General features: G+C 71.2%; 10 protein-coding genes. 2 read left to right on the forward strand and 8 right to left on the reverse strand.

The genetic code is table 11. From position 1 onward, the window contains the following. The first annotated feature begins 116 nt into the window (after window positions 1-116). Both ACFZAM_RS22920 and ACFZAM_RS22925 read left to right on the forward strand, forming a co-directional pair. The gene (locus ACFZAM_RS22920; protein WP_355338657.1) at window positions 117-1,337 is read left to right on the forward strand and encodes an acetyl-CoA C-acyltransferase; all 1,221 of its coding nucleotides are present in this window, start codon (window positions 117-119) and stop codon (window positions 1,335-1,337) included. Next, window positions 1,334-3,460 (forward strand): 3-hydroxyacyl-CoA dehydrogenase NAD-binding domain-containing protein, encoded by a 2,127-nt coding sequence (locus ACFZAM_RS22925; protein WP_391048762.1) that lies wholly within the window; start codon window positions 1,334-1,336, stop codon window positions 3,458-3,460. Before ACFZAM_RS22920 ends, ACFZAM_RS22925 begins: the two co-directional genes overlap by 4 nt. Window positions 3,461-3,553: 93 nt before the next feature. On the opposite strand, the gene ACFZAM_RS22930 is transcribed toward ACFZAM_RS22925, so the two are convergent. The 8 genes from ACFZAM_RS22930 to ACFZAM_RS22965 form a co-directional block, all read right to left on the reverse strand. Then, window positions 3,554-4,546, reverse strand: coding sequence for an SPFH domain-containing protein (locus ACFZAM_RS22930; protein WP_391048764.1), 993 nt, complete (start codon window positions 4,544-4,546; stop codon window positions 3,554-3,556). Next, window positions 4,543-5,808, reverse strand: coding sequence for a peptidoglycan-binding protein (locus ACFZAM_RS22935; protein WP_391048767.1), 1,266 nt, complete (start codon window positions 5,806-5,808; stop codon window positions 4,543-4,545). Before ACFZAM_RS22935 ends, ACFZAM_RS22930 begins: the two co-directional genes overlap by 4 nt. 180 nt (window positions 5,809-5,988) lie before the next feature. Beyond that, complete coding sequence (locus ACFZAM_RS22940) at window positions 5,989-6,855, reverse strand: thioredoxin domain-containing protein (protein WP_391048769.1); 867 nt, start codon at window positions 6,853-6,855, stop codon at window positions 5,989-5,991. Window positions 6,856-6,898: 43 nt separating this feature from the next. Then, window positions 6,899-8,458, reverse strand: coding sequence for a glycosyltransferase (locus tag ACFZAM_RS22945; RefSeq protein ID WP_391048772.1), 1,560 nt, complete (start codon window positions 8,456-8,458; stop codon window positions 6,899-6,901). Continuing rightward, entirely contained in the window at window positions 8,459-9,964 is a 1,506-nt protein-coding gene (locus ACFZAM_RS22950; protein WP_391048774.1) for an amino acid permease, read from the reverse strand. Window positions 9,965-10,183: 219 nt separating this feature from the next. Next, window positions 10,184-12,109, reverse strand: a complete 1,926-nt coding sequence (gene dxs / locus ACFZAM_RS22955; RefSeq protein WP_355338639.1) for a 1-deoxy-D-xylulose-5-phosphate synthase — start codon at window positions 12,107-12,109, stop codon at window positions 10,184-10,186. 304 nt (window positions 12,110-12,413) lie between these two features. Then, window positions 12,414-13,721 carry a sugar ABC transporter permease gene (locus tag ACFZAM_RS22960; protein ID WP_355338636.1) on the reverse strand — a complete coding sequence of 436 codons (1,308 nt, stop codon included), beginning with the start codon at window positions 13,719-13,721 and terminating at the stop codon, window positions 12,414-12,416. Then, complete coding sequence (locus ACFZAM_RS22965) at window positions 13,718-14,506, reverse strand: ATP-binding cassette domain-containing protein (protein ID WP_188282659.1); 789 nt, start codon at window positions 14,504-14,506, stop codon at window positions 13,718-13,720. The genes ACFZAM_RS22960 and ACFZAM_RS22965 overlap by 4 nt, the downstream gene beginning before the upstream one ends. Between the last annotated feature and the right edge of the window lie 168 nt (window positions 14,507-14,674).

Consider the following 14,674-nt stretch of genomic DNA (forward strand, 5'->3'; position numbering starts at 1 on the left):
CGCCGCTTCCGCGAGGGAAGCTGTGCACACGAGTTACCGGCGAGTAGCATGTGAGGCGAGCCGTAGGAAGCGTGCTTCAGCGCCGCGTTCCACATCGTCGAAGAGGGAGACCCACCGTGCCTCGTACCGGAAGGGACGTCGTATTCGTTGACGGCGTCCGCACCCCGTTCGGCAAAGCGGGCCCGAAGGGCATGTATCACGAGACCCGGGCCGACGACCTGGTGATCAAGTGCATCCGGGAGCTGCTGCGGCGCAACCCGGATCTGGACCCGGCGCGGATCGACGAGGTCGCGGTCGCCGCGACCACGCAGATCGGCGACCAGGGCCTCACCCTGGGCCGGACGGCGGGCATTCTCGCCGGGCTGCCGACCACCGTGCCCGGTTTCTCCGTCGACCGGATGTGCGCGGGCGCGATGACCGCGGTGACGACCACGGCCGGCGGCATCGCCTTCGGCGCGTACGACGTCGTGGTGGCCGGCGGCGTCGAGCACATGGGACGGCACCCGATGGGCGAGGGCGTCGACCCCAACCCGCGGTTCGTCTCGGAGAAGCTCGTCGACGAGTCGGCGATGTTCATGGGCATGACCGCGGAGAATCTGCACGACCGCTTCCCGCAGCTCACCAAGGCGCGCGCCGACGAATTCGCCGTCCGCAGCCAGGAGAAGGCCGCGAAGGCGTACGCCAACGGCCGGATCCAGCAGGACCTGGTGCCGATCGCGATCCGCCGCACCACCCCCGAGGCCGGGGAGACCGGCTGGGGCCTGGCGACGGCGGACGAGCCGATGCGGCCGGGCACCACGCTGGAGCAGCTCGCGGGTCTGAAGACCCCCTTCCGCCCGCACGGCCGGGTCACCGCGGGCAACGCGGCCGGTCTCAACGACGGCGCCACCGCCTCGCTGCTCGCCGCGGAGGACGTCGCCAGGGAGCTGGACCTGCCGGTACGGATGCGCCTGGTCTCGTACGCCTTCGCGGGCGTCGAGCCCGAGGTGATGGGCATCGGCCCGATCCCGGCGACCGAGAAGGCGCTGGCCAAGGCCGGTCTGTCGATCGGCGACATCGGCCTGTTCGAGATCAACGAGGCGTTCGCCGTCCAGGTGCTCTCGCTGCTCGACCACTACGGCATCGCCGACGACGACCCGCGGGTCAACCAGTACGGCGGCGCCATCGCCTACGGCCACCCGCTGGCCTCCTCCGGTGTGCGGCTGATGACGCAGCTCGCCCGGCAGTTCGAGGAGCAGCCGCACGTGCGCTACGGCATCACCACCATGTGCGTCGGCTTCGGCATGGGCGGCACGGTCATCTGGGAGAACCCCCACTTCGACGGAGGCACCAAGTGAGCAGCACCACCGAGCTGTTGAAGGGGGCGGCCGAGCGGTTCCCCGGCGAGGTCGTCACCCAGGCCCAGGTGCGGCACCTGGAGCTGCCGGGCGCGGGCCGTTTCGCGCTGATCACGCTGGACAACGGCCTGGACCACACCAAGCCGACCACCTTCGGCCCGCAGTCGCTGGCCAACCTGGACGCGGCGCTCGACCAGGTGGAGAAGGAGGCGGCGGAGGGCGCGATCACCGGCGTCGGCATCACCGGCAAGCCGTTCATCTTCGCGGTCGGCGCCGACCTCAAGGGCGTCGAGGTGCTCAGGACACGCGACGAGGCGCTGACCATCGGCAGGAGCGGTCACGAGGTCTTCAAGCGGCTCCAGTCCCTGGCCGTGCCGACCTTCGCGTACTACAACGGCGCGGCCATGGGCGGCGGTGTCGAGGTCGGTCTGCACTGCACCTACCGCACGGTGTCGGCCTCGCTGCCCGCCTTCTCGCTCCCCGAGGTCTTTCTCGGCCTGGTGCCCGGCTGGGGCGGCTGCGTACTGCTGCCGAACCTGATCGGCGCGGACCGCGCGGTCACCGTCATCATCGAGAACTCGCTCAACCAGAACCGTCAGCTCAAGGGCGCCCAGGTGTACGAACTGGGCATCGCCGACGCGCTGTTCGAGGCGGCGGACTTCCTGGAGCAGTCGCTGGCCTGGACCGCGGCCATCCTCAAGGGCGAGCTGGAGGTGGACCGGGCCGAGGTGGACCGCGGCGAGGCGTGGGACCAGGCCGTGGCCCGCGGCCGGGCCGTCGCGGACAGCAAGGTGCACGGAGCGGCCCCTGCCGCGTACCGCGCGCTGGACATCTTCGCCGCGGCGAAGAACGGCGATCTGCGGCAGGGCTTCGACGCCGAGGACGCGGCGCTGGCCGACCTCATCATGGGCGGCGAACTGCGCAGCGGCATCTACGCCTTCAACCTGGTGCAGAAGCGCGGCAAGCGCCCGGCGGGCGCGCCCGACAAGTCGCTGGCCCGCCCGGTGTCCAAGGTCGGCGTGGTCGGCGCGGGCCTGATGGCCTCGCAGCTCGCGCTGCTCTTCGCCCGCCGCCTGGAGGTGCCGGTCGTGCTGACCGACATCGACCAGGCGCGGATCGACAAGGGCGTGGGTTACGTCCACGGCGAGATCGACAAGCTGCTCGCCAAGGGCCGCGTCGGCCAGGACAAGGCCAACCGCCTCAAGGCGCTGGTCTCCGGTCACCTGGACAAGGCGACCGCCTTCGGCGACGCGGACTTCGTCATCGAGGCCGTCTTCGAGGAGATGGGCGTCAAGCAGCAGGTCTTCGCGGAGCTGGAGGCGGTGGTGCGCCCGGACGCGATCCTGGCCACCAACACCTCCTCGCTGTCGGTCTCCGAGATGGCCTCGAAGCTGGAGCACCCGGAGCGGGTCGTCGGCTTCCACTTCTTCAACCCGGTCGCGGTGCTGCCGCTGCTGGAGATCGTCCGCGCCGAGCGGACCGACGACGCGTCGCTGGCCACCGCCTTCGGCGTGGCGAAGAAGCTGAAGAAGACCGCGGTGCTGGTCAAGGACGCCCCGGCGTTCGTCGTCAACCGCATCCTGACCCGCTTCATGGGCGAGATCCAGAACGTCATCGACGAGGGCACGCCGGTCGCCGTCGCGGAGAAGGCCGTCGAGCCGCTCGGCCTGCCGATGTCGCCGCTGGTGCTGCTCGAACTGGTCGGCCCGGCCATCGGTCTGCACGTCTCCGAGACGCTGCACGGCGCCTTCCCCGACCGCTTCACCGTCTCGGAGAATCTGGCGGCCGTGGTCAAGGCGGGCAAGCGCGGCTTCTACGTCTACGACTCCGGCGTGCCGGAGCTGGACCCCGAGGTCGCCGCGCTGCTCAAGCAGGGCGACTCGGTGCTCACCGAGGCGCAGGTGCGCGACCGGGTGCTGGACGCCGTCGCGCAGGAGATCGGCCTGATGCTGGACGAGGGCGTGGTGGCCGAGGCGCAGGACATCGACCTGTGCCTGATCACCGGCGCGGGCTGGCCCTTCCACCTGGGCGGCGTCACCCCGTACCTGGACCGCGAGGGCGTGTCCCAGCGGGTGAACGGCAAGCCGTTCCTGGCGCCTGGCGTGGCGAGCGTCCCCGCCTAGGACGGACGCGGCGAAGCGCCGGACGGCCCCGATGTCAGGGGGCCGTCCGGCGCTTCGCCGTTCCGGCTCAGCTCACGCGGGTCCCGGCGCGGCTCACTTCTTCGGCACGGTCGTGCACAGCGCCACCGTCAGGTCCCGTACCAGCGCCTTGCGTTCGTAGTCGTCGAGCTGCACGAGGCCGCGCTCGGTGATGCCGCGGACGGTCTCGGCGACAGTGGCCAGGACGTCGTCGAGTACGGCTCTGCGGTGTTTGGCGTCCAGCGCGGAAATCTGGGCGCGCCGCATGGCCGCGGCGACCTCGGGGGCGTAGTCGAGGCGGACCGGGGTGGCCGAGAAGACCTCGATGCCGACCGGGCGCTGGTCGGCGGCGATCAGCTTGGTGAGGTGGTCGCCGAGCCGTTCGCTGTCGCGCAGGGTGGGCGCGGCGCCGCGGAAGTCGTCGGCCGGGTGCCGGGAGACGGCCAGCGCGACGGCGGCCTCGACCTGCTCGCGCAGGAAGAGGTTGTGGTCGTCGACGGCGAAGGCCGCCTTGGCGGTGTCCCTGACCCGCCACACCAGCAGGACGCTGAGCTGGAGCGGGGTGCCGTTGGCGTCGACCGCGTCGATCGGGCGGCTGCGCCAGTGCCGCAGGGACACGTCGAGCCTGCGGCGGGTGAGCAGCGGGCTGATCCAGAGCAGGCCGGTACGGCGGACCGTGCCGCGGTAGGAGCCGTGCCGGGTGAGCACCCAGACGCTGCCGTTGCGGCCTCTGGTGAGGCCGCCCGCGGCGAAGGCGGCGACCGCGGCGAGCAGCAGGACGCCGCTCCACAGGCCGCTGGCGGAGCCGCCGCCGGGCGGGGGCGGCAGCAGGGGGCGGCCGGCGACGTCGGCGGGCAGGACGCCGGCGCGCCACAGCAGCCAGCAGACGCCGACGGTCGCGGCGAGCACGACGGCGGTCGCGGTCCAGCCGGGCAGGCAGGGCCCCGGCCGTTCGACGAGCTCCGGCGGGGCGGCGGGGGCGGGGTGGACTTCGGTGCCGCCGCTGTGGGCGGCCGGGCGGGTCTGCTCCGGCAGCCCCGTCCCGGCGGCGGTGGAAGATGTCGTCACGTGAACAGTCGTCTCCAGGTCTCGGGGCCGGGGTAGCCGTCCGCATCGCGCCCGGTCCAGCCCAGGGACCGCTGGAACGCCTCGACATTGCGCCGGTCTGCCTCGCCCCATGTACGGCTGGGGCCCACCGTGTAGTTCTTGCCGAAGCCCTTGGCGACGAGCCGTTTGCCGAGGGCGAGTACCGAGTCGTTGGTCTGGCCGGGCCGGAAGGCGCCCGCGCCGGGGTAGGCCGGGACCTTGGCGGGGGTGCCGCCGGAGGCCCGCGGGGCGCCGGAGATGTCGCGGCCCTTGTCCTGGACGAGGTACGACCAGGTCGTGGGGCCGGGCAGCCCGTCCGCGTCGCTGCCCGACCAGCCCTGGGCGCGCTGGAAGGCGCTGGTCGCGCCGCGGTCGGACTCGCTCCACTTCGGTCCGGGACCGACCTTGTAGTACGAGCTGGCGCCGCGGCCGACCAGCATGGTGCCGAGTCGGGTGACGTTGGCGTTGTCGGCGCCGGGGCCGAAGGCGGACGTGCCGGGGAAGGCCGTGGAACCCGACGACGACCCACCGGACCCCGATCCCGAATTGCTGCCACCCGCCAGATACTTGTACCGGTAGGGAATGTATTTCCCGGAATTGGACCAGTATGCGTACGGCGTGGTCTGGACCCGGGTGGCCGGGACCGTCTGCTCGTAGCCGGTGTACGCGGTGTGCGCGTCGTCCACCCAGCCGTCGAAGATGACCGTGTGCGACCCGTGTTCGGGGTCGGCGGCGTTGTGGAAGAGCAGGATGTCACCGGGCATCAGCTCGTCCTTGGTGATCCGGACGCCGTAGCCGGCCAGACTGCCGGTCCAGGCGCTGCTGCCCAGACCCCAGGCCATGGAGACGAAGCCGGAGCAGTCCTGCCGGTACCCGTCCTTCCAGTACGCGGTCATGCTGTACGGCACCTTGGCGTCCGCCCAGGTGCGGGCGCGCTGGATGATCTGGTCGCGGGTGAGCCGCAGGGGGGTGGCGGCCGGGACCGTGGCGGGGGCGGCGGCGAGCGCGGCGTGGCCCGTGGTGAAGGCGGTGGCCTCCGACGGCACGGGCACGGCGGCGACCGCTCCGGCGGCGCTGCCCAGCGCGGTGCCCGCGGCGGCGGCCACGACCACCACACGGGTCGTCGCGCCGGTGGCCGGTCCACCGGTGTCGCGCGCCATCGAGTCGGTGAGGCGCCGTCGGGCGCACTCCTCGCAACCGCAGGCGGGCAGCGGTTCGACGTCATCGAACACCGGTATGGACATGCGCACCACTCCTCCGTGATCGGGTGTCACATGCCTTCAGTACCCGATTTCGCCTAAAAGTTGACGAAATCTGACATACCGATGATTCAAGGGCACGAAACACCCGACCGCGGGGAGCGGCGGGACAGCGGAGCTACCGCGGTGCGGACGACGGAGCGGCCGGAGAAATCCGACAGTCCGTCAGCCCAGCAGCGCGGGCGTGTCCGACGGCGTGGCCTGCACCGCGATCACGCGCTTGGCCTCGGCGAGCACCATCTTGCGCAGCTTCTGCGGGGTCAGCGTGGAGTGCACGTCCTTGACCGGCGTGCCGTTGATCTCCACCACCGGGATCGAGCCGAGGTCGGACTTCGCGAAGTCGTTCTGCGACTGCTGCACCCAGCCGTTGTGGTCGCCCTGCTCCAGGCACGGCTCGAAGGTGCTGAGCTTGATCTTCCCGGCCTTGACGGCCAGTTCCTTCAGGAAGTTCAGGTGGGTCAGCGTGTCGCTCTTCGGGTCCGGCTGGTGCTTCCAGACCTCCTTCATGAACTGCGTGAAGCGGCTCTGGTCCTGCGCGCACGCCGCCGCGTTGGCCGCGGTCTTGGAGCCCTCGCCGCCGTACTGCTGGTCGGAGGCGGTCACCAGGCGGTACTGGAGCTCCGCCTGGCCGGTCGTCAGCAACTGCGTCAGCGTGGCCTGGTACTCGTCGGCGAACGCCTTGGAGTCGGGGCTGCGCAGGTCCACGAAGATCGTGACCGTGACCGGCACGGACGGCCGCACCGGCAGGCCGAGCTTGGGGCCCGTGGGGGCGGCGCTGGGGCTGGGCGACGCGGTGTCCACCGGGCCCGTGGGCACGATGGGCGCGGCGATGACGCCCGAGGGCTCGCGCACCTTGTCGTCCTTGGTGCTGCGTACGTGCTGGCCGATCAGCGCGGACCCGCCGAAGACCACCACGATCGCGGTCGTGCCGACCGCGTAGGGCCGTACCCGGTCCAGGAGGGACTTGCGCTTGGGCTTGCTCCCCCCGTCCTTCGCACGGTCCTGGTTCCCGGGTCCCTTGGACTCCGTCATGACAACGCCACCTCGATATTGCCGCACCAGCTCTCGCGCCTTTTTACCATCGCCCCCATGCGCCACGTCCAGCCGGTCCCCCATGGGCGCCGCCGCGCCCGGCCGGTCCTGCGGCCTCGCGCGCCCATACGACCGCGCCGTCGACCCTCGCCACCCGCCGGTAGCCGGAACCCAGCAGGTCACGCAGGGTCGGCGTGCGCGAGATCGCGTACGGGTCGCCGCGGGAGTCGTCGACCACCAGCGCGGGCGGGTGCGCGGAGAATTCCGCGTTGAAGGCACGCCAGGCGCCGGGGACCGCGTACCGCTCCCCCACCCGGACCCCGCCGCGCCCGCCGCTGAAGTTGGTGAGGAAGCCCGCGGTCAGATAGCGGCTGGCGGGCCGCCGGTCGGCGAACCAGTACGTCTCGGGGTGTATGCCCCACACCAGGACGCGGTCGTCGGGCGCGGTGTGCGCGCGGACCGCGGCGGCGACGGCGACCGCGTGGTCCAGCTCGCGGCTCGGCGCGGCCAGGTCCCAGACCAGGAATCCGGCGCAGGCCAGGACCGTCCAGCAGGTGACGGCGGCGCGCAGCCGGGGCAGCGCGCGGACGGCGGCCACGCCGATCAGCACCAGCGGGGGCACCATCTGGAGGAAGTAGTGGCCGTAGAACTGGAAGCCGGAGACCACGGCGACCCCGGAGGCGGCCAGCCACACCCACAGGTCGGCGGGGACCGGGCGGCGGCGCAGCGCCCAGGCGGCGCCCGCGGCCAGCAGCATTCCGGCGGCGGCCACCGCCAGGACGCTGGCGCCGCCCGCCGCCCGGCTCAGCCCGGTCAGCCAGGCGCCGCGCGGCGAGACGTACTCGGCGGAGCCGGTGACCGTCCAGAACAGGAAGCGGCCGGGTCCGGTCAGCAGGGCCACCGCGCCGACCGGCAGCGCGAAGCCGAGGCAGAGCCGCAGCGCGCCCGCGAGCGCCGGGGCGCGTCCGGCCCGCGCCGCCCGCCACAGCGTCCAGGCCACCGGGAGCAGTATCACCGCGCCGGTCTGCTTGGTCAGGGCCGCGCCCGCCACGGCCACGCCCGCCAGTCCCCAGCGGGAGCGGTCGGCGCACCAGACGGCGGCGGCGGTCCACGGGAGTATGAAGACCTCGAAGGTGGCCGCCAGGGTGTCCTCGGGCGCGAGGCCGACCGACAGCAGCAGGTATCCCGCGCCCGCCGCCGCCCCCGACCGGTCGCCCCAGCGGCGGCGGGCGACCGCGGCCAGCAGCAGCGCGGTCGCCAGGTGCGCCAGCAGCGCGGCCGTGCGCGGCGGCCATAGCGAGCCGTCGCCGAAGACCGCGAAGAGCCCCTGGTACAGCCACGGCAGCAGCGGCGGCTTGCGGTCGACCACCGTGTCGTACAGCACCCCGCCGTGCGCCAGCAGCCGCGCCTGGACGGCCAGATAGCCCTCGTCGGGATTCCACACCGGGCGGGCGAAGGACGGCAGGCGCAGCAGGACGGTGAGCGCCGCGAGCAGCGCGGCCAGCCGCGACCAGTAGCACCGGTCGCGGCGGCCGGGGGCACCCGCGGGTACGGCCACCGGTACGGCCGGCCGCGCCGCCAGTACCGCGCTCGTCGGCTGCACTTAGCGCCCGCGGCCCAGCCTGCTGTGGGAGCGGCCGTAGCCGAAGTAGATGACGAAGCCGATCACCATCCATACGGCGAACCGGAGCCAGGTCTCCACGCTGAGGTTGAGCATCAGCCACAGGGACGCGCACACCGAGGCCACCGGCAGGACGGGCACCCAGGGGGCGCGGAAGGCGCGCGGCAGGTCGGGGCGCGTGCGGCGGAGCACGACGACGCCGATGGCGACGACGACGAACGCGAAGAGCGTCCCGACGTTGACCATCTCCTCCAGTTCGCCGACGGTGAAGAATCCGGCGATCAGCGCGACGATCACGCCGAGCAGCACCGTGGTGCGGTAGGGGGTGCCGAACTTCGGGTGCACCTGGGAGAAGGCGCGCGGCAGCAGCCCGTCGCGGCTCATCGCGAAGAACACCCGGGTCTGGCCCATCAGCAGGATCATCACCACGGAGGTCAGGCCGACGGCCGCGCCGAAGCTGATCAGGCCGGACCAGAAGGGCGCGCCGACCGACTTGAAGGCGGACGCCAGCGGCGCGGTGGTGTCCAGGTCCGAGTACTTCTGCATGCCGGTGACGACGAGCGAGACCGCCACGTACAGCACGGTGCAGATGACCAGCGAGCCGAGGATGCCGCGCGGCATGTCCCGCTGCGGCTTCTTGGTCTCCTCGGCGGCGGTGGCGACGATGTCGAAGCCGATGAAGGCGAAGAAGACCACGGCGGCGGCGGAGAAGATGCCCATCACGCCGAACGAGGACGGGGTGAAGCCGAAGATCATCTGCACCAGCGGCGCGTGCAGGTCGGAGCCGCTGCCGGTGTTGGCCTTCGACGCCGGGAGGAACGGGTGGTAGTTGCTGCCGGTGATGAAGAACAGCCCGGCGAAGATCACCAGCAGCACCACGGTCACCTTGACGGCGACGATCAGCGTGGTGACCCGCGCGGACAGCTTCATTCCGGCCATCACGATGCCGGTGAGCACCAGCACCAGCACCGCGGCCAGCAGGTCGAAGCCGAAGCCGCCGCCGTCGTGGGTGAGGACCTTGGGGATGTCGATGCCGAAGTGCGACAGCAGATTGGCCATGTAGCCGGACCAGCCGCCCGCCACCACGCCCGCGCCCAGCGCCAGTTCGAGGATCAGGTCCCAGCCGATGATCCAGGCGGGCAGTTCGCCGATGGAGGCGTAGCTGAAAGTGTACGCCGATCCGGCCACCGGCACGGTCGAGGCGAACTCGGCGTAGCAGAGCCCGGCCAGGCCGCAGACGATCGCGGAGACGATGAAGGCGAGCGCGACGGCGGGCCCCGCGTAGTCCTTGGCGACCGAGCCGGTGACCACGAAGATGCCGGTGCCGACGATGACGCCGACCCCGTAGACGATCAGGTCGAGCGCGGACAGCTCCTTGCGCAGGCCGTGTTCCGGCTCCTCGGTGTCCGCGATCGACTGTTCGATGCTCTTGGTGCGGAACACCCCCCGGGGTCGGGGGGCCGTGTCGTCACGCGTGTCGGTGTCCACCGTCACACCTCCAGATCGTCCGGCGGCCGGTCGGTTCGGCCGGTCGATTCCGTCGGTCGGCAGCCGCTACTGCGTTACTGCACTCCGGAGGTCCGTCTCACCCGAATAGGCGCGCCTACGCGTACGCCGATGGAAGAGGGGGTCCACCCGTATGGGTGGACCCCCGCGTCGTACGGGTGCGCCGCCGTGTCCCCGGCGAGGGGCGGGCGGGCGGTGGGATCAGTCGCGGGCGATCTCGCGCGCGTGGTCCGCGTCGTCCGCGAAGCGGCCGTCGATGGTGGCGACCAGGCCGGTCACCTGGCGGGCGATGTCCGGTGCGGTGAGCCCGATGTCGGCCATCACGTCCTTGCGCGAGCCGTGGTCGAGGAAGCGCTGCGGGATGCCGAAGTCGCGCAGCGGCACGTCCACCTCCGCGTCGCGCAGCGCCTGCGCGACGGCGGAACCGACGCCGCCCACCCGCCCGTTGTCCTCGACGGTGACCACGACGCGGTGCTTGGCGGCCAGGCCGGGCAGCGCCTCGTCCACCGGCTTGACCCAGCGCGGGTCGACCACGGTGGTGGTGATGCCCTGCGCGTCCAGCAGCCCGGCGATCTCCAGGCACATCGGCGCGAGGGCGCCGACCGAGACCAGCAGGACGTCGGGGCGCTCGCCCTCGGACGGCTCGCGCAGCACGTCCATGCCGCCGATCCGGCCGACGGCGGCGACGGCCGGGCCGACCGCGCCCTTGGAGTAGCGCACCACGGTCGGCGCGTCGTCCACCGCGACGGCCTCGCGGAGCTGGGCGCGTACCTGGTCGGCGTCGCGCGGGGCGGCGATCCGCAGTCCCGGCACGACCTGGAGGATGGACATGTCCCACATGCCGTTGTGCGAGGCGCCGTCGCTGCCGGTGACGCCCGCCCGGTCCAGGACGAAGGTGACACCGCACTTGTGCAGGGCCACGTCCATCAGGACCTGGTCGAAGGCGCGGTTGAGGAAGGTCGCGTAGACCGCGAAGACCGGGTGCAGTCCGCCGGTGGCCAGACCCGCGGCCGAGGTCGCGCCGTGCTGTTCCGCGATGCCGACGTCGTAGACGCGGTCGGGGAACGCCTTGGCGAACTTCTCCAGGCCGACCGGCTGGAGCATCGCGGCGGTGATGGCGACGATGTCGTCGCGCTCCTTGCCGAGCGCGACCATCTCGTCACCGAAGACGGACGTCCAGTCGGCGCCCGCGGCGGCGACCGGCAGACCGGTGTCGGGGTGGATCGGGCCGATGCCGTGGAAGCGGTCGGCCTCGTCCTGCTCGGCGGGCTTGTAGCCGCGGCCCTTCTCGGTGATGCAGTGCACGATGACCGGGCCGCCGAACCGCTTGGCGCGCAGCAGCGCGGACTCCAGCGCCTCCACGTCGTGGCCGTCGATCGGGCCGACGTACTTCAGGCCCAGGTCCTCGAACATGCCCTGCGGGGCGATGAAGTCCTTCAGGCCCTTCTTCGCGCCGTGCAGCGTCTCGTAGAGCGGCTGGCCGATCAGCGGGGTGCGCTCCAGGAGGTCCTTGGTACGGGACAGGAAGCGCTCGTAGCCGTCGGTGGTGCGCAGGGTCGCCAGGTGGTCCGCGAGGCCGCCGATCGTGGGCGCGTAGGACCGCTCGTTGTCGTTGACGACGATGATCAGCGGGCGGTCCTGGGCGGCGGCGATGTTGTTCAGCGCCTCCCAGGCCATGCCGCCGGTGAGCGCGCCGTCGCCGATCACGGCGACCACGTGGTCGGTGCGGCCCAGCACCTCGTTGGCCTTGGCGAGACCGTCGGCCCAGCCGAGGACGGTGGAGGCGTGGCTGTTCTCGATCACGTCGTGCTCGGACTCGGCGCGCGACGGGTAGCCGGACAGGCCGCCCTTGCTCTTGAGCTTCGCGAAGTCCTTGCGTCCGGTGAGCAGTTTGTGCACGTACGCCTGGTGGCCGGTGTCGAAGAGGATCCGGTCGACGGGCGAGTGGAAGGTGCGGTGCAGGGCGATGGTCAGCTCGACCACACCGAGGTTGGGGCCGAGGTGCCCGCCGGTCTTGGACACCGCGTCGACGAGGAAGGCACGGATCTCCCCCGCCAGCTCCACGAGCTGCTGCTGGCTGAGCCGGTCGAGGTCGCGCGGTCCGTTGATACGGGTCAGCACTGCCACCCGTTCCTCCCTCTGCTGCCTGTCGGTACCTGTCGGCACCTGTCGAAGGTCTGTCCCACGGTTTTGCCGACGTGGACGCCGACACGGCCGGATCGCTTCGATACGGCCGATCCGACGAGTCTAATCTTCCGGTTCCAAGGCTGTCGGCCGCCCTGTGCGATGTATGTCACGGCACGGCAACGGCGAACCGCCGGGCGGACCTGGATTTCCAGGTCCGCCCGGCGGTTCGAGGTGCTGCCGCGGCGCGCGTGTCCGCCCGCGTTGTTACGAGCCGTTACGCGCGCCGCCGTCGTACGCGGTGCCGCTACGCGCGGCCGGAGGTCTTCTGCGTACGGCGCGAGACCGAGTCGATGACCACGGCGGCGAGCAGAACGGCGCCGGTGATCATGTACTGGATCGAGGTGTTCATGTTGAGCAGGTCGAGTCCGGTCTGGATGGACTGGATGACCAGCATGCCGAGCAGCGCCGACCAGACGTTGCCGCGACCGCCGAAGAGGCTGGTGCCGCCGATGACCGCGGCGGCGATCGCCAGCATCAGCAGGTTGCCGGTACCGGCGGCGAGCGTCGCGGTGTAGGTCTGGGCGGCCAGGAAGAGACCGCCGATGGCGGCGAAGCCGCCGGAGATCGCGAAGACCGCGATCCGGATCAGCGCCACGTTGATACCGGCGCGGCGGGCGGCCTCGATGCTGCCGCCGACCGCGAAGACCTTGCGGCCGAAGGGCGTGCGGCGCAGGACGAAGTCGCAGATCACCAGGGCGACCAGGAAGATCACCAGGGCGTTCGGCACACCGGCGGACTTGTTGAGCACGTACGCGGCCACGTAGGCCACGACGGCCAGGGCGACGGTGCGCAGCGCGATCTCGCTGGTGGGGCGGAACGGGACGCCCGCCTTGCGGCGGCGGGTCTGCTCGATCAGCGAACCGGCGAGCAGCGCGACGACACCGACGGTCGCCAGGATGTAGGCGCCGGCGATGTCCTGGTCCATGAAGAAGGAGCGCTGGCCCAGGATGTGCATCGGGCCCTTGTCCTGGATGGACAGCGAGCCGGTGGAGCCGAGCAGCCACAGCATCAGGCCGTTCCAGCCGAGGTTGCCCGCGAGGGTGACCACGAAGGCGGGGACGCCGATCTTGGCGAAGAAGAAGCCGTGGATCGCGCCGATGCCGATGCCGGTGAGGACCGTGAGGATCATCGCCAGCCACATGTTCATGCCGTGCGTGGTGGAGAAGATCGCGAAGATCGCGGCCGACAGACCGCTGACGGAGGCGACCGACAGGTCGATCTCACCGAGCAGCAGCACGAAGACCAGGCCGACCGCGATCATGCCGGTGGCGGCCAGGAAGTAGCTGATGTTGACCATGTTGGTCGAGCTGAGGAACAGGCTGTCCTTCAGCTGGAACACGGTCCAGATGATGATCAGGCCGACGATGACGGGCAGCGAGCCCAGTTCACCGCCCTTGAGCTTGCGCTTGAACTCGGTGATGTAGCCCTTGAAGCCCTCTTGGCGGACCAGCAGCCGGGGGTCGATGACCTCGACCGCGGCCGGGGCCATTTCGTCGACCGGAGCGGCCGGCGGCTCCTCGTCGGCCTTCGACAGGGTGGTCTTGTCGCTCACTTCGCCGCCTCCACATTGCGCGACTGACGGCGGGTCACGGCGTTGTCCGTGGCTCCGGTGATGGCCGCGATGATCTGCTCGTTCGTGGTGCCCTTGACCGGGAAGGACCCGTTGTTCCTGCCCAGGCGCAGCACGTGGACGGTGTCCGCGACCGCCGTCACGTCAGCCATGTTGTGGCTGATCAGAATCACGCCGAGGCCGCGCTCGCGCAGCCGCTCGACCAGGTCGAGGACCTGGGCGGTCTGCTCGACGCCGAGGGCGGCGGTGGGCTCGTCGAGGATGACGACCTTGGGCTCGCCGATCAGGGCGCGGGCGATGGCCACGACCTGCCGCTGACCGCCGGAGAGGCTGGCGATCGGGATCCGCACGCTGGGGATCCGGATGGACAGCGTGTTGAGCAGCTCGCGCGCACGCCTTTCCATCGTGACCTCGTCGAGCACTCCGACCCGGAGGATCTCCCGTCCGAGATAGAGGTTGCCGACCACGTCGAGGTTGTCGCAGAGCGCGAGGTCCTGGTACGTGGTGGCGATGCCGAGGCTCTGGGCGTCCTGCGGCCGGTTGATGCTGACCGCCTTGCCCTCCCATTCGATGACGCCTTCGTCGATGGGGTGCACACCGGCGATCGTCTTGACCAGTGTGGACTTACCGGCTCCGTTGTCGCCCACCAGGGCGACAACCTCTCCGGCGTGGACCTCCAACTCGACATCGGTGAGGGCCTGAACCGCACCGAATCGCTTGGAGACTCCGCGCAACGCCAGCACGGGCGTAGCGGACACGTGAACCATCTCCTTCGCCGCCTGACCGGCGGGGATGCCGCGTACTGGGGGGACAGCCGCGGGGGACGTGCAATAAAGCACTGGGATGACATCAGTCAACGGGGAACGGGCTCATACCCCTTCCCCGAACGCTCTACCCCGGAAGCGTTTCCGTCCGGTGCCCCGCCCCGGCAGCGG

The organism is Streptomyces sp. NPDC008079, assembly GCF_042957385.1.
Classification (GTDB): domain Bacteria; phylum Actinomycetota; class Actinomycetes; order Streptomycetales; family Streptomycetaceae; genus Actinacidiphila.

Coding starts and splice junctions, on each gene's coding strand:
- ACFZAM_RS22935 (WP_391048767.1), bottom strand. CDS start 5,808: ATGTCCATACCGGTGTTCGATGACGTCGAACCGCTGCCCGCCTGCGGT.
- ACFZAM_RS22965 (WP_188282659.1), bottom strand. CDS start 14,506: ATGGTTCACGTGTCCGCTACGCCCGTGCTGGCGTTGCGCGGAGTCTCC.
- ACFZAM_RS22940 (WP_391048769.1), bottom strand. CDS start 6,855: ATGACGGAGTCCAAGGGACCCGGGAACCAGGACCGTGCGAAGGACGGG.